The organism is Nitratidesulfovibrio sp. (genome assembly GCF_040373385.1).
GTDB lineage: Bacteria > Desulfobacterota > Desulfovibrionia > Desulfovibrionales > Desulfovibrionaceae > Cupidesulfovibrio.
In genome coordinates this window covers 65,384-86,650 of sequence record NZ_JBDXXH010000010.1, presented here as the reverse complement: position 1 = coordinate 86,650, position 21,267 = coordinate 65,384, and the positions used below count along the sequence as shown (strand labels likewise).

The 21,267-nt window shown below is 67.4% G+C and carries 15 protein-coding genes, 1 tRNA gene and 1 riboswitch; of the genes, 6 read left to right on the top strand and 10 right to left on the bottom strand.

The features are described 5' to 3' along the window. Positions 1-83: 83 nt before the first annotated feature. Positions 84-158, bottom strand: a tRNA-Val gene (locus ABWO17_RS15055). A gap of 412 nt (positions 159-570) precedes the next feature. Then, a riboswitch (cyclic di-AMP (ydaO/yuaA leader) is annotated at positions 571-719 on the top strand. Positions 720-1,036: 317 nt separating this feature from the next. On the opposite strand from ABWO17_RS15055, the gene kup reads away from it, so the two are divergent. Then, the gene (gene kup, locus ABWO17_RS15050) at positions 1,037-3,073 is read left to right on the top strand and encodes a potassium uptake protein (protein ID WP_353120059.1); all 2,037 of its coding nucleotides are present in this window, start codon (positions 1,037-1,039) and stop codon (positions 3,071-3,073) included. Positions 3,074-3,404: 331 nt separating this feature from the next. Here the strand turns inward: kup and ABWO17_RS15045 are convergent, their stop codons facing one another. Continuing rightward, positions 3,405-4,544, bottom strand: a complete 1,140-nt coding sequence (locus ABWO17_RS15045) for a double-cubane-cluster-containing anaerobic reductase (protein ID WP_353119943.1) — start codon at positions 4,542-4,544, stop codon at positions 3,405-3,407. 248 nt (positions 4,545-4,792) lie between these two features. Further along, positions 4,793-5,587 (bottom strand): acyl-CoA dehydratase activase, encoded by a 795-nt coding sequence (locus tag ABWO17_RS15040; protein ID WP_353119941.1) that lies wholly within the window; start codon positions 5,585-5,587, stop codon positions 4,793-4,795. A gap of 647 nt (positions 5,588-6,234) precedes the next feature. Here ABWO17_RS15040 and hcp point away from each other — a divergent pair. From hcp to ABWO17_RS15020, 4 genes are all read left to right on the top strand, one after another. After that, positions 6,235-7,848 (top strand): hydroxylamine reductase, encoded by a 1,614-nt coding sequence (gene hcp / locus ABWO17_RS15035; protein WP_353120057.1) that lies wholly within the window; start codon positions 6,235-6,237, stop codon positions 7,846-7,848. Between the two features lie 232 nt (positions 7,849-8,080). Further along, positions 8,081-8,911, top strand: coding sequence for an ATP-binding protein (locus ABWO17_RS15030; protein WP_353119939.1), 831 nt, complete (start codon positions 8,081-8,083; stop codon positions 8,909-8,911). 333 nt (positions 8,912-9,244) lie between these two features. Then, positions 9,245-10,405, top strand: coding sequence for an alcohol dehydrogenase-like regulatory protein ErcA (ercA, locus tag ABWO17_RS15025; protein WP_353119937.1), 1,161 nt, complete (start codon positions 9,245-9,247; stop codon positions 10,403-10,405). Beyond that, positions 10,389-12,203 carry a PAS domain-containing sensor histidine kinase gene (locus ABWO17_RS15020; RefSeq protein WP_353119936.1) on the top strand — a complete coding sequence of 605 codons (1,815 nt, stop codon included), beginning with the start codon at positions 10,389-10,391 and terminating at the stop codon, positions 12,201-12,203. Before ercA ends, ABWO17_RS15020 begins: the two co-directional genes overlap by 17 nt. 21 nt (positions 12,204-12,224) lie before the next feature. Here the strand turns inward: ABWO17_RS15020 and ABWO17_RS15015 are convergent, their stop codons facing one another. Together ABWO17_RS15015 and ABWO17_RS15010 are read right to left on the bottom strand one after the other, a co-directional pair. Next, on the bottom strand, positions 12,225-12,929 hold the full coding sequence (locus ABWO17_RS15015) for a hypothetical protein (RefSeq protein ID WP_353119934.1): 705 nt from the start codon (positions 12,927-12,929) through the stop codon (positions 12,225-12,227). 298 nt (positions 12,930-13,227) lie between these two features. Next, entirely contained in the window at positions 13,228-13,917 is a 690-nt protein-coding gene (locus ABWO17_RS15010; protein ID WP_167124476.1) for a Crp/Fnr family transcriptional regulator, read from the bottom strand. Between the two features lie 209 nt (positions 13,918-14,126). On the opposite strand from ABWO17_RS15010, the gene ABWO17_RS15005 reads away from it, so the two are divergent. Continuing rightward, positions 14,127-14,636 carry a hypothetical protein gene (locus tag ABWO17_RS15005; protein WP_353119932.1) on the top strand — a complete coding sequence of 170 codons (510 nt, stop codon included), beginning with the start codon at positions 14,127-14,129 and terminating at the stop codon, positions 14,634-14,636. Between the two features lie 148 nt (positions 14,637-14,784). Here ABWO17_RS15005 and ABWO17_RS15000 read toward each other — a convergent pair whose 3' ends face one another. From ABWO17_RS15000 to ABWO17_RS14980, 5 genes are all read right to left on the bottom strand, one after another. After that, on the bottom strand, positions 14,785-16,041 hold the full coding sequence (locus tag ABWO17_RS15000) for an HD-GYP domain-containing protein (RefSeq protein ID WP_353119930.1): 1,257 nt from the start codon (positions 16,039-16,041) through the stop codon (positions 14,785-14,787). A gap of 554 nt (positions 16,042-16,595) precedes the next feature. After that, entirely contained in the window at positions 16,596-17,990 is a 1,395-nt protein-coding gene (gltX, locus tag ABWO17_RS14995; RefSeq protein ID WP_353119928.1) for a glutamate--tRNA ligase, read from the bottom strand. A gap of 268 nt (positions 17,991-18,258) precedes the next feature. Continuing rightward, complete coding sequence (locus ABWO17_RS14990) at positions 18,259-18,492, bottom strand: NifU family protein (RefSeq protein WP_353119926.1); 234 nt, start codon at positions 18,490-18,492, stop codon at positions 18,259-18,261. A gap of 311 nt (positions 18,493-18,803) precedes the next feature. Then, positions 18,804-19,703 (bottom strand): DUF2156 domain-containing protein, encoded by a 900-nt coding sequence (locus ABWO17_RS14985; protein ID WP_353119924.1) that lies wholly within the window; start codon positions 19,701-19,703, stop codon positions 18,804-18,806. After that, positions 19,690-21,111, bottom strand: a complete 1,422-nt coding sequence (locus tag ABWO17_RS14980; protein ID WP_353119922.1) for an MATE family efflux transporter — start codon at positions 21,109-21,111, stop codon at positions 19,690-19,692. Before ABWO17_RS14980 ends, ABWO17_RS14985 begins: the two co-directional genes overlap by 14 nt. Positions 21,112-21,267: the final 156 nt, after the last annotated feature.

Genomic DNA, 21,267 nt, shown 5'->3' with positions numbered 1-21,267 from the left:
TCTCCTCGGTGAGTTTGTTGTTGCAACCGCGCGCACCATAACAAGAAAGGGAGGCCGGAACCTCCCTCTCTGGGCTTTCGGTGTGGTAGGCACGAGCAGATTTGAACTGCTGACCCCTTCCGTGTCAAGGAAGTGCTCTCCCCCTGAGCTACGCGCCTACACCTGCGAGGCAGGAGGGGTATCTACATGTGCACGCCGTCACCGTCAAGCGGTTTCTTTGGCGATGCCCGAAAAAATGGAAAAACTCCCGCCGGGGGCGCTGCCGCCCACCCAGATGCGCTCCGGACGCCTGACCACATGTCTGACCGGTTGCGCTCCGGATGCACGCAAGCCCACCAACCATGCCCTGCTCGCGCGTGCGCGTTCAACTATATGACCGGCACAGCCCCCTGACAACAGTACGCGCAAGCGCCCCGCCCTTTCGCCGGGGCGTCGCGTTGCGCCCGCTTCCGCCCCGCCCTGCCCTGCCCCCCTTCACGAACCACGCCCCCTTGCTTCACACGCCTGCAATGCCTTGCGGCACAAGGCATTCGCCCCCCATTGACAGCGCACGCGGACAGGCGTAGCCCCTCGTCGAAATCGCCGAGTTCCGCCCTGGGGGCGGAAGCGGGGGACCCAACAGCCGGTCACCCGGTACGGGGCGCATCGCCGCAAGGCGTAGGGCAATCTCTTCGGCCCGAGCCCGTCAGCTAACCTCGCAGGCGTCGAAGGGAGAGCACCCCTCCGAGCACCTCCGTGCATCCGTACCGCTGTCGTGCAGCGGGCGGCCACTGCCGGACGGACAGGCCTCGGGGTGGGGGAAGCTTTCCCCACCCTTTTCGGAGGCCTCATGTCCACCGGTCCCGTTCCGTTGGGCGAAGCCGCGTCCGGCAGCATGCCGGACGGCACCGCGTGCGCCTTGCCGCGCCCCGATGCCGCTGCGCCTTCGTCCGCCTCCTCCGCCACCACAGGGCACACCGCCCCGCAAGCCTCCGTCACCGGGGGCGCATCGCCCGTGCCTTGTGCCGGGTCCGCGCCCGTTGCCGGTCATGAGCACATGTCCACACAAGAACCCATTTCCGCATCCTTCGCGCCTTCCGGCGCCTCCGCTTCGCCCGCGCCGTTCATCGAACCCGGCGCCACCCAACCCACCCACGGCGCCAACCGCCTGCTGCCGCTGGCCCTTGCCGCGCTGGGCGTGGTGTACGGCGACATCGGCACCAGCCCGCTCTACGCCATCAAGGAATGCTTTCACGGCCTGCATGCCCTGCCGGTGACGCCCACCAACATTCTGGGGGTGCTTTCGCTGGTGTTCTGGGCGCTGACCGTGGTGGTCACCCTCAAGTACGTGCTGTTCATCATGCGCGCCGACAACGACGGCGAAGGCGGCATCTTCGCCCTGCTGGCCCTCCTGCGCGACGGTGCCCGAGACGGCGCGCCCCGGCAGGTCCCCGGCAGCGACGACACGACCCCGGGCGGCACGGCGAAGCCCGCCCCCGCCCCTGCCGTCTCGCGCTTTCGGCGCCTGCTGCCGGTGGTGGGCATTTTCGGTGCCGCGCTGCTGTACGGCGACGGGGTGATCACCCCGGCCATCTCGGTGCTGTCCGCCGTGGAGGGGCTGGAGGTGGCCACCGAGGCCGCCGCGCCCTTCGTGCTGCCCATCACCATCGGCGTGCTGGTGGGGCTGTTCATGGCCCAGCGGCACGGCACGGAACGCATCGGCAGGGTGTTCGGCCCGGTAATGGTGGTGTGGTTTGCGGCCATCGCCGCGCTGGGCCTTGTGGCCGCGCTGCGCAACCCGCAGGTGTTCGCCGCCATCAGCCCGACCTATGCCGTGCGGTTCTTCATCGAAAACAACCTGCACGGCATCGTTGTGCTGGGGTCGGTGGTGCTGTGCATCACCGGGGGCGAGGCGCTGTACGCCGACATGGGGCACTTTGGCGCCCGGCCCATCCGCCTTTCGTGGATGGCCGTGGTCTTCCCGGCGCTGATGTGCAACTACCTGGGCCAGGGCGCCATGCTGCTGGCCGACCCGGCCCTGTCCTTCAACCCGTTTTTCGCGCTGGTGCCGCGCCCGCTGCTGTACCCCATGGTGGCGCTGTCCACGGTGGCCACGGTCATCGCCTCGCAGGCCATGATATCCGGCGTGTATTCGCTGACGCAGCAAGGCATCCAGTTGGGCTTCGTGCCGCGCATGCGCATCATCCACACCTCGGAGGAAACGCGCGGCCAAATCTACCTGCCCGGCGTGAACTGGCTGCTGATGATCGCCTGCGTGGGGCTGGTGCTGGCCTTCCGCGAATCCAGCCGCCTGGCCGGGGCCTACGGCATCGCCGTCACCGCCACCATGGGCATGACCTCTCTGCTGTACTACGCCGTGGCGCGCCAGCGCTGGGGCTGGCGGGCCTGGCAGGCCCTGCCGCTGGTGGCGCTGTTCCTGGCCTTCGACGCAGCGTTCCTGTCCGCCAACCTGCTCAAGATCATGGACGGCGGCTGGTTCACCCTGCTGCTGGCCATCGGCATCATGGTCCTGATGCTGACTTGGCGCGATGGCCGGGCCGCCCTTTCCGTCCGCTTTGCCGCCGCCTCGGTACCCTTCGGCACCTTCCTTGACGGAGTGCGCCGCACCAAGCCCCTGCGCGTGCCGGGCACGGCGGTGTTCATGTCCGTGAACCCCACAGGCACGCCGCTGCCCCTGCTGCACCACTACAAGCACAACCACACCCTGCACCAGACGGTGGTGCTGCTGACCATAGTGGCCGAGCCGTCTCCCTTCGTGCCGCGGCCCGACCGGCTGGTGGTGCACAACCTGGGCGAAGGCTTTCACCGCATGGTGGCCCGCTACGGCTTCATGCAGACCCCGCGCGTGCCCGAACTGGTGCAGCTTGCCGCCGCGCGCGGCCTGCCCATGCGTATGGAAACCACCACCTTCTTCGTGGGCCGCGAAACCCTGCTCATCGGCAGCGGAAACCGCATGGCGGGGTGGCGCAAGGCGCTGTTCGCCTTCATGTCGCGCAACGCCTGGAACGCCACCACCTTCTTCGGCATTCCGCCGGGGCGGGTCATCGAAATCGGCGCGCAGGTGGAACTGTAGCGCCGCGCGCACTGCGCGGCGAATCACGACGTAATCACGGGGTGCGGCGGTCCGCAACGCAACACCCCGCCGGGACGGGCACGACCGCGTGCACGACGCCCTTCCGCCGGAGGCATTCCGCTCCTCGCTTCCGTCGGGTGTCCGTCCCGGCACCCCTCATCGCCCCCTCGGGGTTCGCGCCGCACGCGAATACCCATGGGGGCGATGTCGTTGTGTACGCCGTCAGGCACACCGTCAGGCACGGCAAAGGGGCCGCCCCTTGCGGACGGCCCCTTGTGTATTCTTGCTGCGGCGGACACGGGCAACTGCCCATGCTGCTCCAGCCACGATTTTAGCCGATCATCTCCAGAAACGCCTCAATGCGCACCTTGAGCTGTTCGGCGTCGGCCTCGGAATAATCCGTCTCGATGTGCAGGCTGGGCAGGTCGAACTTGTCGCGCAGGAAGTTGCGCACCTTGTACGCCTCCACGTTGTAGGTGTGGCAGGCCTGCCAGGTCAGGTCCACCACGCCGTGCGGCAGGAAGTCGGCCACCAGTTGTTCCAGCAGGTCGAAGCGGCCCTGATTGGGCGCCATGACCGAACACGGCGTGGACAGGTAGCGGCGCGCCAGCGCGGTAAGCGGGTCGCCCGTCTCGGCCACCAGGTCGGCCTTCTTGTAGCCGGTGCAGTTTTCCATGCACACCACCTGGCCGCCGCATTCCTCGATGAGCCGCACCACCTTGTGCGAGCCCATGCCCACGGGCACCCCGGTCAGCAGGATGCGCGGGCCGCCCTTGCGTTCGGGCAGCGTTCCGGCCTCGGCCGCCGCCTGCACCTCGTTCACCACGCCTTCGGCCAGTTCGATGATGGTTTCGCGGTCAGGGAAGAACCCGAGCTTGAAGAGCATTTCCAGCATCTGCATGCCGGTCACCGGGGCCGGTTCCATCTGCGGCAGGTCCATCAGCGCCTTTAGCGCGCGCCGCTCGCGGTTGGCCAGCTTGATGGCGTCGGTCAGGTTCTGGTCGGTGATGGTCACCCCGAAGTCGTTCTCTACCCGCTTCACCAGGCCCGCCAGTTGCTCACGCCAGAAGGGCAAGGCCTCGTCGCCCGGCGTGGACGGCAGGTGCAAGAGGTGCACGGGCTTCATCTCGCCCAGCAGTTCGAACATCTTCTTCTTGCCGTCACAGGTGGTGTCCGCCACCACCAGGTCCGCCGCCGAAAGGTACGGGCACGAACCTTCCATGGCGAACCCGAAGCTGCTCTTGATGAGCGGGCACAGGTTGCGCGGCAGCACCTGCTCGGCCGTGGCAATGGGGTCGTTGCGCGTGCCGCACAGCACCACCGGCACCGCGCCCGCCGCCAGCGCAATTTCCGCCGGCGAGTACAGACAGTACAGCCCCACCACCTTGCGGCCCGCCGCCTTGACCTCGCTGATGGCCAGGGCATTGCGTTCCGCCGCCGTCTTCAGCCGCTCGATGCTCTCCCACGTCATGTGCCTGCTCCTTTCGGATTTGAGCGTTAGCTATCCGAATCCGGGGGAAGGAACCTTTTGGAAAAGGTTCCTTCCCCCGGACCCCCAATCCCTGCTGTCGTCATCCGTAACACTCACGCTTCGCGCTCGTGTAACGGCTGACGCTCCTCCCAAACTTTTCAATTGGGCCGCACCATTCCCGTGGTGCAGATCGTCCCTTTAGAACATTGTGATGTTCGCCCTTCCCCCGTCAGAACTTCTTTCCGCAGCTACCCCGCTGCCACGTCCTGCGCCGCGATGAGGGCGGCGCCAAGAGCCCCGGTGGCCTGGGGCATGTCGGACACGGTGACGGCAAGGCCGAGGGTATCGGAAAAAATGCGGGCAAAGGCGGGGTTGGTGGCAAGGCCGCCGGTAAAGGCGCAGCCGGGCACAAGGGGCACGCGGCCGGTCAGGGCTTTCAGGCGGCGGGCCACGGAGGCCACGATGGAGGCGGCCAGGTCGTCCTTGGAGACGCCCTGGGCGATGAGGCCGATGACCTCGGTTTCGGCAAACACGGCGCACATGCTGTTGAGCGGCACGGGGGTGCCACGCAGGGCGGCATCGCCAAGTTCGTCCAGAGACATGTCGAGCACGCCGGTCATGACCTGCAGGAAACGCCCGGTACCGGCAGCGCACTTGTCGTTCATGACGAAGTCGCGCACGTTGCCGCGCTCGTCCACGGCCACCACCTTGCTGTCCTGCCCGCCCACGTCAAGCACGGTGCGGGTATCGGGCGCAAGATGATGCGCGCCGCGCGCATGGCAGGTAATTTCGGTAACGGTGCGGTGCAGGAAGGGCAGGGAGATGCGGCCATAGCCGGTGCCCACCACGCGGATCAAGGCGTCACGGTCGGTTCCGGCCTCGCGCAGGGCGGCGTGCAGCACGGCCTCGCCGGTATCGCGGGGGTTCCAGCCGGTGGGGGTGACGGCCACACCCACTACGATGCGCGAGGCGGTGTCGAGCACCACGGCCTTGGCGGCTGTGGAGCCCACATCCACTCCGGCAACCAGACGGGCAACGGGCATGGGGCCTCCTGGAAAAGCTGCGCCACGCGCGGTGGCTCGCCATTGGATAGCCCACCTGCCAAGTTCCGGTAAAATCGATACTTTCTATCGCGCACACGCAACCGCATAGACAGCCACACGAAAGCCGCCGCCATGCGGAGCGGCCAAACCGCCCGTCGTGTGCGGTGGCCCGCCCCGTGCCCTTTCCTGCCCTTGTTCCTCCGCGCCATTGCCCATCCGTGCCATTGTCCATCCGTGCCCCGACCACGCGAAATAATACTCCCGTTCCCCCTCAAAACCGCTACCATGGACGGGATGCCCTCATGCCCATCGCCCGATCCATCACACTGGTCGTCGCCAGTTCCGGCGCGCGGCCCATCACGTGGGCCGGGTACGCCGGACATGCCGCCCCACGAAAAAAATCGCATTTCGCGCACATTCCCCCGTGGTTTTGACGTCCGTCACATCGCGCCTTCGCCCCCCGGACTATTGTGCACTCAACGACGGGCGAATGGCCACGACGGATGCGGCGGATGCGCCGCCCGACGGCGCCGCCCCGCCGAACCACAACCACGACGGAGCGAGCCATGGTCCTTTCGAAAATTTTAGGCCTGTTCGGCCTGTCCGGCCACAAGAGTGAACCCCAGAAAAAGGAGAGCCCCATGTCCATGTTCTGCAACCAGTGTGAACAGACCGCCAAGGGTACCGGCTGCACCACCATCGGCGTGTGCGGCAAGCAGCCCGAGGTTTCCGCCTTGCAGGATCTGACCGTCTACGCCCTGCGTGGCCTGGCCCTGGTGGCCCTGGAAGCCCGCAAGGAGGGCATCGTCGATCCCGCCATCGACCACTACGGGGCCAAGGCCCTGTTCACCACCCTTACCAACGTCAACTTCGACCCGGCCCGCTTCCAGACCTACATCAACGAGATCGTCAAGCACCGCCAGGCCCTGGCCGTGCGCGCCGGAGTTTCGTTCGCCTCCGGCCCGGCCTCGTTCCAGCCCGCCGCCACCCTGGACGCCCTGGGCGCGCAGGCCGAAATTGCCGCGCTGACCGCCGACAAGAGCGACCCGGACATCGTCTCGCTGAAGCAGACCCTGCTCTACGGCATGAAGGGCCTGGCCGCTTACGCCGACCACGCCGCCGTGCTGGGCCAGACCGACCCCGAAGTGTTCGCCTTCCTGTTCAAGGGCCTGGCCGCCGGGTACGACGGCGTGCAACGCGACCTTGGCCAGTGGGTGGAACTTGCCCTGGAATGCGGCAAGGTCAACCTGCGCGCCATGGAACTGCTGGATGCGGGCAACACCGGCACCTACGGCCACCCCGTGCCCACCCAGGTGCCCCTGGGCCACCGCAAGAACAAGTGCATCCTCGTCTCCGGCCACGACCTGCGCGACCTGCACGAACTCTTGAAGCAGACCGAGGGCAAGGGCATCGACATTTACACCCACGGTGAAATGCTGCCCACGCACGGCTATCCGGAACTGAAGAAGTACGCCCACTTCCACGGCCACTTCGGCACCGCCTGGCAGAACCAGCACAAGGAATTCCCCGCCTTCCCCGGCGCCATCCTGTTCACCACCAACTGCATCCAGAAGCCGCAGGATTCGTACAAGGACCGCGTGTTCACCACCGGCCTCGTGGGCTGGCCCGGCCTTGTGCACTGCGAGAACTACGACTTCTCCGCCGTGATCAGGAAGGCGCTGGAAATGCCCGGCTTCACCGATGACGCGCCCGGCAAGAACGTGCTGGTGGGCTTTGGCCGCAACACCGTCATGGGCGTGGCCGGACAGGTCATTGACGCGGTGAAGTCCGGCGCCATCCGCCACTTCTTCCTGGTGGGCGGCTGCGACGGCGCAAAGCCCGGCCGCAACTACTACACCGAGTTCGTGGAAAAGACCCCCAAGGACACCGTGGTGCTCACGCTGGCCTGCGGCAAGTTCCGCTTCTTCGACAAGGAACTGGGCGACATCGGCGGCATTCCGCGCCTGCTGGACGTGGGCCAGTGCAACGATGCCTACTCGGCCATCCAGATCGCCGTGGCCCTTGCCGGTGCCTTCGAGTGCGGCGTGAACGACCTGCCCCTGTCGCTGGTGCTCTCGTGGTACGAGCAGAAGGCCGTGGTCATCCTGCTCACCCTGTTGGCCCTGGGTATCAAGGACATCCGCCTCGGACCGTCACTGCCCGCGTTCATCACCCCCAACGTGCTGAACTTCCTGGTGCAGAACTACAACATCAAGCCCATCACCACTCCGGATGAAGACCTGAAGGCCATTCTGGGGTAAGACGACCACACGCGGGAACGACGGGATTCGGGGGCGGCACTGGCCGCCCCCTCCCGCCCCGCACGCATTTGAACCACGGCGAAGCCGCCGACGCATCACGAGTGCATCAGCAACGGCCACCGCAACCACCGCCACGCTGCCCGACATCACCGGACATCACCGACATCACTGACATGGCCCCCAACCGACACGGGGGCGCCCGCGCTCCAACCCGCAGGCAAGGACCACAGACATGAAGACCACCCGGAACATCCTGGAAATCGACGAGGAACGCTGCGACGGCTGCGGTGCCTGCGTGCTGGACTGCGCCGAAGGCGCCATCGCCATCGTGGACGGCAAGGCCAAGATCGTTTCCGACAGCTTTTGCGACGGCCTTGGCGCATGCCTCGGCAGCTGTCCGCAGGGCGCGCTGCGCATCATCCAGCGCGATGCCGTGCCCTTCGACGAAGAGGCGGCCATGGAACATGTACGCACGCGCGACGGCGCCCAACCCCGCACCGGCGATCACCATGCAGCCCACGCCAGGCCCGACGGGCACGGCGTGCACGGACACTACGGACAGGCCGGGCAGGCCGGGCATGGCAGACAGGCCGGACATGGAAGACAGGGCGGTTGCCCCGGCTCCATGCTCCGCAGCTTCGCCAAGTCGGAAGCGCCCATGTTCGGGGTGGCCGAAGGCCCGGTTTCCGGCCCTGGCCACTGGCCGCTGAAGATCCGCCTGGTGCCGCCCACGGCCCCCTACCTGAAGGATGCCGACGTGCTGGTGGCGGCGGACTGCGCGGCGGCGGCATCACCCCTGTTCCACAGCCACTTCGCCAGGGGCAAGGTTGTGCTCATCGGCTGCCCCAAGTTCGACGACACCGACGCCTACGCCCAGCGGCTGGCCGAAATACTGGCCACCAGCGGCATCCGGTCCATGACCGTGCTGCGCATGGAAGTGCCCTGCTGCCGTGGCCTTACCGCCGCGCTGACCAAGGCCCGCGAATTGTCCGGCACCACCGTGCCGCTGAACGAAATGGTCATGACGTGCCAGGGCGCCCCGGCGCCCACACCCTTGGCCTGACGCGCCAGCGCCCACACCCCTGGCCTGACGCGCCAGCGCCCACACCCCTGGCCTGACGCCCCGGCGCCCACACCCCTGGCCTGACGCCCCGGCGCCCACACCCCTGGCCTGACGCGCCGGCTTTTGCGCGGCGGTCGTGCCCGAAATCCCGCATCCACAACCACACTACGTACGGCCCGCCCACGCGGGCCGTACGTAGTTTTGCATTTGGCAAAGCTTACCCACAAAAAGAGTGACGAAACGGCCCCGGCTTGCATACAGTGGGAATACGGGGAAACACACGCGGCGCCTTTGGGGAAAACGGCGCCGCACAGGGCGGCACGAGGACGTTCCATGAACGACTACGAATTGCGCAAGTTCGTCGCGCCGGAATTCGTGTTCGGATACGGCGCGGCCGGTCTGGCCGGGCGGCATGCCCGCAACCTTGGCGCATCGCGCTGCCTCGTGGTGTCCGACCAGGGCGTGGCGGCGGCGGGGCACACGGAAACGGTGGCCCGCACCCTGCGCGAAGCGGGCATCGCCTGCGCGACCTTTCTGGGGGTTTCGGAAAACCCCCGCGATACCGAGGTGATGCTGGGCAGCGAGGTGTTCCGCGCCGAAGGATGCAACGCCATCGTGGCCGTGGGCGGGGGCAGCCCCATGGACTGCGCCAAGGGCATCGGCATCGTGGTGGCCAACGGCGGCCACATCCTGAACTACGAAGGGGTGGACGCCATCCCCAAGCCCATGCCGCCGCTGGTCTGCGTGCCCACCACGGCGGGCAGCTCCGCCGACGTCTCGCAGTTCGCCATCATCCGCGACACCCCGCGCAAGGTGAAGATCGCCATCGTCAGCAAGGCCAACGTGCCCGACGTGGCCCTGGTGGACCCACTGACCACCCTGACCAAGCCGCGCGAACTCACCGCCGCCACCGGGCTCGACGCCCTGACCCACGCCGTGGAGGCCTACGCCTCCAACGCGCACTCCCCCGTCACAGACATGTTCGCGCTGGAGGCCATCCGGGGCATCGGAACGGCCCTGTTCGACGTGCTGGACGACCTTGGCAACCGCGATGCCAGGGCACGCATGGCCCTTGGCAGCATGAACGCCGGACTGGCCTTCTCCAACGCCATCCTGGGGGCAGTGCACGCCCTGTCGCACAGCCTGGGCGGCCTGCTGGACCTGCCCCACGGCGAATGCAACGCCCTGCTGCTGCCCTTCGTGGTGCGCCGCAACTATGTGGCGGCACCGCAGCGCTACCGCCACGTGGCCGAAGCGTTGGGCGTGGCGGATGCCCTGGCCGCCCCGAACGACGAGGTGCGCGACGCCCTGTTCGCCCGGCTTACCGCCATGCGCCGCAGGGCCGGGTTCGACAAGGGCCTTGCCCAGTACGGGGTCACCCGCGATCAACTGGCGGAACTGGCGCGTCTGGCGCTGGATGATCCCTGCCTTTCCACCAACCCGGCCCCGCTCGACGCGCGCGAACTGGAAGAGCTGTATGCCGAAGCGCTCTGACGACCTGCGGGAAAAGCTCATCGGGCTCGGGCAGGGTTCGACGCGCAAGAGCTATTACCCGGAACTGAGGGAGCGCCTTCAGCAATTGGAGCTGTTCCGCGCCCTGCTGGAAAGCGCGGGCGACGGCGTGCTGCTGCTGGCCGCCGAAACCCTGATGGTGCTGGACGCCAACGGCGCGGCCTGCCGCTTCGCCGGGCTGCCGTGGGAAGCCCTGACCGGCCGCCCCCTGGCGGCGGCGTTTCCCGAACTGGCCGGGTGGAAACCGCGCCTCGCGGGTCACGCGGAAGGCCCCGTGCCGCACGACGGCCCGCGTCCCGGCGCCTGGCACATGGCCGATGCCCCCCCCACGGCGGCGGGCGAAGAACGCCGCCTGATCCGCCAGCCCTCGCACGGGGCCGACCTGTGGCTGGAACTGGCCCTGAAGCGCCACGACATCGGCGGGGTGCCCTATGTTTCGTGCATCGCGCGCGATGTGTCGGAACGGCTGCGCGCCGAAGAAGAACTGCGCGAGAGCGAACGCAAGTACCGCGCGCTGTTCGAGGCGGCCAACGACGCCATTTTCCTGATCCGCGACGGCCTTGTGCGCGATGCCAACCGCAGGGCCTGCGAACTGTTCGGCAGGCCCCTGGACCAGTTGACCTCCATGGCCCCGCGCGACCTTTCGCCGCCCGTGCAGCCCCGCGGCGGCCCCACGTTGCAGCAGGAGGGCATGCACATCGCCAGGGCCCTGGCCGGAGTGCCGCAGTTCTTCGAATGGACGCACCTGCGCGCGGACGGCACCCCCTTCGACTGCGAAATTTCCCTCAGCCGCTTCACCCTGCGGGGCGAACCGTGGCTCATCGCCATCATCCGCGACGTGACCGAACAGAAGAAGCTGCGCGAAATCATGGTCCAGACGGAAAAGATGATGTCCGTGGGCGGGGTGGCCGCAGGCATGGCGCACGAGATCAACAATCCCCTCTCGGCCATCGCCCAGTCGGCGCAGAACCTGCAACGCCGTCTTGCGCCCGGCATGCCGGACAACGAGGCCGCCGCCCTGATGGCCGGCGTGGACCTGGAACGGATGCAACGCTACTTCGAGTTGCGCGGGCTGGCCAGGCTGGTGACCAACATCCGCGAGGCCTGCGCCCGCGCCGCAGACATCGTGCGGCACATGCTGGACTTTGCCCGGCGCAGCGATGCCGAACGCGCCGAATGCGACCTGGCGGTGCTGCTGGACCGGGCCGTGGAACTGGCAGAGAACGACTACGACCTCAAGAAGCGCCACGACTTCCGGAACATCCGCATCATCCGCGACTACGCGCCCGGTACCCCCATGGCGGAATGCGCGCCCACCGAGATCGAACAGGTGCTGTTCAACCTGCTGAAAAACGCCTCGCAGGCCATTTCGCAAAAGGTCTATCCGCAGGGAGAGTCACCGTGCATCACCTTGCGCGTGGGCGTACGGCGCGGCGCGCCGGGGCTGCCCGGCGGCATCGGCGATGCAGGCGGCATGCGGGGCATGGGGGGAAGTGGGGGCCCCGGCGAAACCGGGGCAACGGGCGCCGGACAGGCCACCCCGGAGTACGTGTGCGTGCAGGTGGAGGACAACGGTCCGGGCATGGACGAACGGACGCGGGTGCGGGTGTTCGAGCCGTTCTACACCACCAAGCCCCCGGGCGAAGGCACGGGGCTGGGCCTTTCGGTGTCGTACTTCATCATCAGCCGCAACCATGGCGGGCACATCATGGTGGAATCGCAGCCGGGGTTGTGGTGTCGCTTCACGGTGCTGCTGCCTGCCGCACGGGGTGACGCATAGCCCCGCACCCACCGGCTGCCCTCAGTCCGGCGTGGGGCCCGGCTGCCCTGCATGGCCGGGCGTCAGTTCGCGTGTGCTGCGGTAGCCCGCCAGCAGCAGGAACCCCACCGTCTGCACCACCACGGCGGGCGGCCCCACCACGAAGGCCCCGTAGGCCACGAACTTCCAGATGAACACCGAGGACAGGGCATCCAGCCCCCCGGACACCGCCGCCACGCCCCGCCCCACGGCGAACAGGCCCGAGGCCAGATTGCTGCCCACCACCAGCAGGGCGGGCCAGGGACTGTCCGTGCGATAGGCCCGCCAGGCCACCACGAGCAGGTCGGCGTACACCGCCAGCATGTGCGCGCTGAACACCAGCACCCGCGCGGGCACGCTGAAGCGCTCCCAGGTGAACCACGAGGCCAGGCAGCCCAACGACACCAGCAGCAGGCCGAAGGCACGCCATGGCACCCGCAGCCCCAGAAACTGCCGCAGTCCGGCCGCCATCAGCGCACCGCCCCCCACGAGGCACAGGTTGGCCCCGAGTATCGAAACGGCATACGGCCACGAGCGCTGCATGAGCATCAGGAAGACGCCCAGCGACAGCGCGCCGCCGCCTGCGGCCCAGGTGAGCATGCCGGGGTACCGGCGCATGCCCAGGGCGAAGACAAGGACGGCAAGGGCGCACAGCGCCAGCGCCACCATGAGCACCAGTGCCCAGGCATAGGCCTGAGGATGTTGCATCGTTCCCTCCGGAACGAATTCGCCGCGCGCGGCGAAGAAAGCGCCCAATGCCCGCCCGCCATCCATGCCGCCCTCCATGGTACAGGAAGGCTGCCGGTGACGACAGCGGCACCAGTCACTACAGTCATGACGGTGCAACCGTTGCAACGGGCGCGGACCGCATGCCCCCGCACGCGGTCTGAAGCATCATCCGGACCGCGTGCAGGAACACGCGGTCTGGGGCATCATGCGGGCCGCATGCAGGAACACGCGGCCTGGGCATCATCCGGACCGCATGCCCCCGCACGCGGCCTGGGCATCAGAGTGTCTCGTCTCCGTCTGCCAGGGCCTGCAAATAATCACGATCAACAATGGTCACCTCGCGCCCGTCCACGGAAACGGCCCCGCGTTCGGCCAGCTTTCCGAGGCAGCGCGAAAGCGTCTCGCGTGCGGTGCCCAGCATGCCCGCCAGCACCCCCTTGGCCATGTCCAGCCTGAAGGTGTCGGCATCGCCCTTCAGTTCGCTGGCGTGCAGCAGATAGGCGGCAAGGCGTTGCGGGGTCTCGTGCAGGGTCAGGGATTCCACCTTGGTGGTGAACACGCGCAGCTTGCGCGACAGCGCGGCCAGCATGTTCATGGCCAGGGTGGGGTCGCGGGTGATGCGGTCCACCAGCCCCTTGCGCGGCAGAAACAGCACGCGCGCATTCTCCACGGCCATGGCGTGGGCGGGAAAGGTGCCGCCCTGAAACACCGCCACCTCGCCAAAGGTTTCGCCGGGGCCCATCACGTGCATCACGGCCTCGCGCCCGTCGGGCGCGGTCTTGAATATCTTCACGCGGCCCTCAGCCACAACGTAGAAGCCCTCTGCCGGAGAGGACTCGAAAAAGATCATCTGCCCCTTGTCCACGCGGCGGTCCACCACGATGCCCGCAAGCCCTTCCAACTGGGCGTCGGAAAGCCCGTCGAAAAGGGGCAGGCGCTCGATGATGCGGCGGTTCTGCTGGGTCACTGGCGTACCTCTGGGTATGGCCGGGCGATGTCCGCCCTCTAGGCACAGCATAGGCCACGTCGGCCCTGGGGGCAAGAACGGGCAGCATCCGCAACCCGCTACCACGGACGGGGGGACTGCCCCGCGCATCCCTGTTGCGACCGGGGGCGGGGTGCGGTAAGCGGTGAATCACCACGGGCGACCGCGCCCCATCCACAGGAGACGATTCCATGAAATACGGCAGCAAGGTGGCGGCCCGCGTCGAGGAACTGCTGCGCGAGCAGTTGGAGGAACTGGGCGAGAACCCCGGCGCCATAGACGCCCACGAGATCGCGGCGCACATGCGGTGCGAGATATGGGACGACGACACCATGATCTACATCTGGAAGGAAACCCCCATCCTGCGCGTGTCCTCCGAACAGCACGACGACGGCAGCGTCACCTGGCGCATGTTCACCCGCGACGACGAGGGCGACGGCTTTGCCGCCGACCCGGCGGGCAGCCTGACCCGGGACGACGGCCCCCTGCTGGACATGGACCTGTCCTACCGCCCCACCGGACAGGCGGACGACGATGACGACGACGACGACCTTGACGAGGACATCCTGTCCGCCCTGCTGGACGACGAGGATTCCGGCAATGACGACCTCGGTGATGATGACGACGAGGATGACGGGGACGGAGCCGGCGGAACCGGCGGCGGGGACGAACGCCGCGACGGCGGCTACCCGGTGCAGTAGCACGCGGGCCGGAAAGGAAAGCAATGAAAAGGGGACGCCGCGCGGCGTCCCCTTGTGCATCCAGCGTAGCGGCCACACCCCGCCCTGCCGGGGGCTCGCGTGTGCCGGGCACTCTTGCGCGGCAACCGTCCGTGCCCCGGCCCCGCCCTCAGCGGCGAATATGCCGCGTGAACTTGCTGCGGGCCTTGCCCTGTGCCGCAGCGGCGTAGTCGATGATATCGTCCCGCCGCGACTCCAGCGTGGCCACCACGGCCTTGTCCAGCAACCCCCGTCGCACCCCGTCGCGCAGCACGTCGATGATCTCGTCGCGGCGCATGCCCGCGCGGTAGGGCCGGTCCTCCGCCAGGGCGGTGCACATGTCGGCCACGGCCATGATCCGCGAGCCGATGCTCAGTCCGCCCGCGCCGATGCGGAACGGGTAGCCCGAGCCGTCGAGCTTCTCGTGGTGAAAGGCTGCCCATTCGGCAATGCCGCCAAGCCCCTTCATGGAATTGAGCACCAGATAGGTGTGATAGGTGTGCTGGCGCATGACGGCGAATTCCTCGTCGGTGAGGGGCCCCGCCTTTTCCAGGATGGCGTTGGGCACCACCATCTTGCCAAGGTCGTGCAGGTTGCCCGCGATTTCCAGCAGGCGCGCCTCGGGCTCCGGCAGGCCGAAGGCCCGCGCCAGCGCCCCGGCGGATGCGGAAACCCCTGCGGAATGGGTGGCCGTGAACGGCGAGCGGAAGTCGATGATCTCGCGCACCAGCAGCGACCACGAGCGCACGCCGTCCAGATCCAGTTGCAGGCGACGGCAGGGGTTGCGCTCGCTCAGAAAGGTGAACAGCCGGGGCGAGACAAGGTTCAGCCAGAATTCGTCGCGGCCGGAAACCAGCAGAAAGGCTTCCACCACCCGGCGGTCAATGGCGCAGCCCGCCATGCGGCGAATTTCTGCGGTAAGGTCGTCGTGCTGGTGCAGCACGTAAATGCGCCGGTCCATGGACCGTTCCAGGGTGTCGGCCAGCAGGACGATCTGGGCCAGCAGGCCCACGCATTGATCGGGGCCGTGCGCCTCCAGTTCCGGCAGCGTGGCGTGGTGCAGGCGCACCACTTCCGCCGCCTCTGCCAGGCCCGGTCCCTGCGCCAGCAGCCCCGCGCCCACGGCGCAATGCTCGTCCATGCTTTCCACACGCGAGGCGCGCACATCCAGCTTGTCTTCCGGCGACAGCGCCCCCACGTCGTGCAGCAGTGACGCGATGAACAGCGTCTCCTTGTCCTTCTGCGGCAGGTCCAGCGCCTCGGCCAGTTCCCATGCCACGAAGGCGACCCGCAACTGATGCTGCGACAGTGAAGGGCTCGCAAGGTCGAGCGCCTCCGAAATGGACAACAGCATATCCGACAGGTCGACCGAAATCCCCGAATACATGGCCCCCCCGGCACTGTCCCGCCAACGCCGGGCGACACCGCACCCGCCGTTGCGCGTCCGGCCGCTGCGCCATGATCCCCGACGACGGCCGACAACATTGATGGTCATACACTTTATCGACGAGCAAATGGCGATGTCAACAAGCAAATGACGCTTTGCCGGATTCCCTACCTGCCGGGGTGGGGCGCAGTCGTTGCATACTCCATGCGTGGGCGGGGTGAAACAACACGGGCCGAAACCGCGACGGTACGTTGCGGCGGACTTCCGGCGCGGCAGTGGTGCGCGTGTGGCACCTGGCGTACGCAACAATGCAGAGAGGCCGGAAGCAGTGCTTCCGGCCTCTGATTCAGTGTCATGGCATGTGCGGCGCGGCGTCTTTGTTGCGTGCGCCGTGCGCGAAAAACCGGAGCACGGCGGGCTGCCATGCATCAATGCAGCACGGTCACGGTACGCTCCCGGTACGGCCACGACACGGATACGGCACTTCCACATCTGGGCAGCGCCACGCCGCACCGGCGCCACGGCGTCACGCTGCCAGTGGCGCGGGTGCGGGGCTAGCTCAGTGCAACCGCCCGGTCCAGACGGGCCAGGGTTTCGTCCCGGCCCAGCACTTCCATGATCTCGGGCAGGCCGGGACCGCCCAGCGAGCCCGCCAGGGCCACGCGCAGCGGCGGGCCCACCTGCTTGAACTTCAGGCCGCCCTGCTCCACGTAGTCGTGCACCACCTTTTCCAGCGCGGGCTTGTCGAAGGGCTGTGCCGCTTCCAGCAGCCCGCGCAGGGCCGTTACGTGGGCCTTGCCCTCTGCGGTCAGGGCCTTGGTCACGGCGGCGGGGTCGTACTCCAGCGCGGCGGCGTCCACCAGCATGAAGCGCATCACCCTGGCAAGATCGGCCAGGTTCGAGGCACGCTCGCGGAACAGGGGCACCAGCGCGGTCAGCCGTTCGGGGGCCACGTCGAAGCCTTCTGCCTTCACGAAGGGCGCGGCCAGGCGGGCCAGATCGTCCACCGGGGTTTCGCGCAGGTAGTGGGCGTTCAGCCACTGCAACTTGTCCGGGTCGAAGGCGGCGGGGGCGCTGTTCAGGTTGTCGGTGGTGAACTTTTCCACCAACTCCTGCAACGCGAATATTTCCTGGTCGCCAAACGACCAGCCAAGGCGCACCAGATAGTTCACCAGCGCCTGGGGCAGCAGGCCGTCCTGCTCGTATTCGATGACCGCACGGGCGCCGTGACGCTTGGACAGCTTCTTCTTGTCCGGGCCAAGGATCATGGGCACATGGCCGAATATCGGCAGCGCAAGCCCGAGGGCCTGGTAAATCAGCACCTGCTTGGGCGTGTTGGACACATGGTCGTCGCCGCGCAGCACGTGGGTGACGCCCATGGTGGCGTCATCCACCACCACGGCCAGGTTGTAGGTGGGCGCCCCGTCGGCCCGGCGCAGCACCATGTCGTCCAGTTCCGCCGCGTCGAAGGCCACGGTGCCCTTGACCATGTCCTCGAACACCACGCGCCCGGCCAGCGGGGCCTTCAGGCGCACCACACGTCCGGGGCCGGGGCCAAGGCCGCGCTCGCGGCAGCGGCCATCGTACTTGGGCTTCAGGCCGCGCGCGCGCGCCGTTTCGCGCATCTGCTCCACTTCTTCGGGCGAACATTCGCACCAGTAGGCGTGGCCGGTTTCCAGCATGCGGTCGATGTAGCCGTTGTAGATGTCGAAACGCCTGCTCTGGTAGATGAGGTCGCCGTCCCAGTCCAGGCCCAGCCAGCGCATGGAGGCCAGGATGGAGTCGGTGTACTCTTGCAGCGAGCGTTCCTGGTCGGTGTCTTCGATGCGCAGCAAAAAGGTGCCGCCGAAATGGCGGGCCAGCAGCCAGTTGAAGATGGCGGTGCGTGCGCCGCCGATGTGCAGGTGCCCGGTGGGGCTCGGCGCGAAGCGCGTGACGACCTTGGTCATGATGTTCTCCCCGTTCTTCGGGTATCGGTATGGCGTGGAAAACGTGCACGCACCAGGCAGGCCGGTATGCATCGGCAGGCTGCCGGACTGCCAGACTGGGCAGGACTGCCGGACTGCCGGACTGCTGGACCGCCGGTCGGGGCCGGACTACCAGAGGGGGCAGGCCCCTGGCTGCGTGACGAAAAAAACTGCGTGAACCCGGAACGCGAATGCGCCCGTCACGGAAAGGATGCGGGAAAGGCGAAGGGTACGGTGCGCGGTGCCGGTGCTACACGGCCTCTACGCGCTGCACCTCGGCCACTTCCTTCAGCACCATGCGCTCCACGCCGCCCTTCAGGGTCTGCTGCGACATGGGGCAGCCCTTGCAGGCGCCTGTCAGGCGCACGCGGACCACGCCGTCGGCGGTAATCTCCACCAGTTCGACGTCGCCGCCGTCGCCCTGCAAATAGGGGCGAACCTTGTCGAGGGCGGCCTGCACCCTTTCATGGATGGCATCGGACATGGAAACCTCCTGAAGTTCCCTCCACCGGAAGGGGGAGGGACGAATGGCGTGCCGCGCAAGGACACGTCTGGCAAGGGCTGCGAACGCCGCGCCCTTCTACTGCCTTCGGCGGCGGGGTGTCAAACGACGGGTGGGGATGACAACGGGATGGGGGTGCAGGGGACGGCAGCCGTTATGCGAATCTTGGAGCATTGCCCTAACCGTTAGGTGAGCGAAGCAAACCTTACGGATAGGGACCGCAACGCGCGGATGGCGATCGCAACGCGCTGTGGCCCCCTGCCCGCCGGAGGCATGCAAAAAACCGCCAGCCCCTACGCCGGGGCCACGTCCACCGCGAACTTCTTCAGGAAGCCCACGGGATTGTAGCTTTCCTTGGCCTGCCGCAGCCCCAGGTCGTCCAGATCCTGCTCGCGGTTGATGTACCGAAAGCTCATGGCGTGCTCACGCGCATACAGGTTGTTGATGGCCTGATACACGCCGCGATACTCCGGCTTGGCCTTCTCGAAATGCACCACCAGGGTCTCGTCGTCCAGCCGCTCGCCCACGGTGTAGGCGATCATCTTGCCATCCGCGTACAGCGCCCCGCCGGAAAGCCCGGGAATCCTGTCCCAATGCTCCAGCACCCGGCGCACGGCGGTGTTTTCCGCCACCAGCGCATGCGATTCATCGCACTCGCGCCACTTGCACCATTCTTCCTGCATGTCCAGCACCGCCTCTATGCAGTCGGACGTCATGGGATGGTACTCGTGCGGATAGGCCTTCAGAAAGCCGTTCACGTGGTTCTTCTTCTTGTGGAACCTGTTGCCCTTCAACTCCGCCAGGTCCTGCGCGGCGTACAGGTAGTCCCACTGGCCGCGCGACTCGGTCAGCGTCACCCGGTCGCCCAGGGCCTGCTGCCAGTGCACGGCCAGCGACTCGGGCACGCGGATGAACCTGGCACCCGCGCCCAGCAGCGCGCACTGACGCCAGTCGGCATCCAGCCACGGCCCAACGGGCGCCCACCACACGGGTTCGGGCCGGGTCTGGCGCAGCCAGCACAGCCCGTGCGCAAAGGTCCATTCCAGGCCGTAGTATTCGGCCCAGCCCCAGACGTTGGTGAAACTGAAGTCCGACGCATGCTGCGGCGTGCGGGCGAAAAGGTCGAGGTACTCGGCCATGCGGTCGAGCGAGACGGGCCGGAACTCTCCGGGGGTCAACTCACTGTCGGTCATGCGAGGCAGCTCCTTGTGGCGCGGGTTTGCGACCGTTGCGCCGTATCATGCTGAACCGGCTCCAGTCATGCGTGTAGAACAGCCACAGCATGACCGAAGACTGGAACACCTGGGAAACGAACATGGCAAGAAAGATTCCCGCCGCATCATGCCACACCACATGCCCCATGACCCATGCCAACGGCAGCCGCACGAACCACGTGGCCGAACCGTACACCAGGAAGGAATACAGGGTGGCGCCCGCGCCGGTCATGACCCCGCCAAGGGTCATGCTGGCCACGGTGAAGGGGATGGAAACGAGATTGTAGCGCAGATAGCTGACCACCTGCGCGGCCACGGAAGGTTCCGGGGCCAGCCAGGCGGCGATGTCCGCCGTCCATGGCCACAGCAGCACTGCGAACACGCTCATGGAGGCGCAGCCGGTGACGAGAAGGCGCAGGCTTGCCCGTATCGCCTCCGGCTTGCGGCCCGCGCCAAGCAGATGGCCCACCAGCACCGAGGCGGTCATGTTGAAGGCCAGCGCGGGCAGAAAGATGAACGACTCAACGCGCATGCCCGCCGTCATGCCCGCCAGGGCCGCCACGCTGCCCACAGGCAACGAGGCGGTGATGGAAAACAGCACCAGGTAGCCGAGGTTCCACATGATCTGCAACCCGGCGGCAGGCGCGGCCACGCGGATGAGATAGGGCGCGCCACGGCGCATCCAGCGCAAGGGGGGGAACGAGGCGCGTTGCAGCAGTTCGCGGTCGCGGGCCAGCATGCCGAGGTTCAGCAAGGCCCCGATGACGATCGCAACAAACGTCGCCCAGGCCACCCCGGCGTAGCCATACGCGGGCAGGCCCCACAACCCCAGACCGAAGCCCAGGGTGGCCCCGGCGTTGACGACACAGACCACCACCATGGACAGCAGCGGCGCGAACATGCGCTTGCGGGCGCGGAACACCGCCCCGGTAATGGTGAACAGATAGTTGGCGGGCAGCCCCAGCAGGTACACCTTCCAGAAATACGAGGCCACCGGCATGATGGTGTCCGGCACCTGCAACACGCGCAGGAAGGGTTCGATGGTGACCAGGCCCAGCAGCATGATGGCCACGCCCACCGTGCACCCTCCCGCCAGCACCATGCCCGCATAGCGGCGCGCGCGGGGCAGCAGGCCCGCACCCAGCGCCTGGCTGATGGCCGCGACCCCGGCGTTGGCCCCGGCCACGGCAACCACCAGCAGAAAGAACAGGCATTGCGAGACAAGGCCGATGGCGGCCTGCACCTCGGGCTGGATGCGGCCGGCCACCCACACGTCGGTGAAGCCGATGAGAAAGTGGAAGACCATCATCAGCATCTGGGGCCATGTCAGCCGCCAGATGCCGTGATAGGAAGCGTCGTCGCCCTGCGGGCGCGCGTGTTGCGACATCTCGTTCCGTCCGTTCGGTTCGGTATCGGCAGTGGGCGTCGCACCCGCCCGCAGGCATGATTCGGCGCAAGGCACGGGCAGCGTCTCCACACGCATGCACGGAAGGACACGGCACGTGGCCGGGCACGCGAAACACGGCGACCGCCCCGGAAAAAC

What these genes read in the sequence shown, in the direction of transcription:
- ABWO17_RS14985 (WP_353119924.1), bottom strand. Translation starts at nt 19,703, where the DNA reads ATGACCGACAGTGAGTTGACCCCCGGAGAGTTCCGGCCCGTCTCGCTC.
- ABWO17_RS15045 (WP_353119943.1), bottom strand. Translation starts at nt 4,544, where the DNA reads ATGACGTGGGAGAGCATCGAGCGGCTGAAGACGGCGGCGGAACGCAAT.
- ABWO17_RS15040 (WP_353119941.1), bottom strand. Translation starts at nt 5,587, where the DNA reads ATGCCCGTTGCCCGTCTGGTTGCCGGAGTGGATGTGGGCTCCACAGCC.
- ercA (WP_353119937.1), top strand. Translation starts at nt 9,245, where the DNA reads ATGAACGACTACGAATTGCGCAAGTTCGTCGCGCCGGAATTCGTGTTC.
- gltX (WP_353119928.1), bottom strand. Translation starts at nt 17,990, where the DNA reads ATGACCAAGGTCGTCACGCGCTTCGCGCCGAGCCCCACCGGGCACCTG.
- ABWO17_RS15030 (WP_353119939.1), top strand. Translation starts at nt 8,081, where the DNA reads ATGAAGACCACCCGGAACATCCTGGAAATCGACGAGGAACGCTGCGAC.
- ABWO17_RS14980 (WP_353119922.1), bottom strand. Translation starts at nt 21,111, where the DNA reads ATGTCGCAACACGCGCGCCCGCAGGGCGACGACGCTTCCTATCACGGC.
- ABWO17_RS15015 (WP_353119934.1), bottom strand. Translation starts at nt 12,929, where the DNA reads ATGCAACATCCTCAGGCCTATGCCTGGGCACTGGTGCTCATGGTGGCG.
- ABWO17_RS15020 (WP_353119936.1), top strand. Translation starts at nt 10,389, where the DNA reads ATGCCGAAGCGCTCTGACGACCTGCGGGAAAAGCTCATCGGGCTCGGG.
- hcp (WP_353120057.1), top strand. Translation starts at nt 6,235, where the DNA reads ATGTTCTGCAACCAGTGTGAACAGACCGCCAAGGGTACCGGCTGCACC.
- ABWO17_RS14990 (WP_353119926.1), bottom strand. Translation starts at nt 18,492, where the DNA reads ATGTCCGATGCCATCCATGAAAGGGTGCAGGCCGCCCTCGACAAGGTT.
- kup (WP_353120059.1), top strand. Translation starts at nt 1,037, where the DNA reads ATGTCCACACAAGAACCCATTTCCGCATCCTTCGCGCCTTCCGGCGCC.
- ABWO17_RS15000 (WP_353119930.1), bottom strand. Translation starts at nt 16,041, where the DNA reads ATGTATTCGGGGATTTCGGTCGACCTGTCGGATATGCTGTTGTCCATT.
- ABWO17_RS15005 (WP_353119932.1), top strand. Translation starts at nt 14,127, where the DNA reads ATGAAATACGGCAGCAAGGTGGCGGCCCGCGTCGAGGAACTGCTGCGC.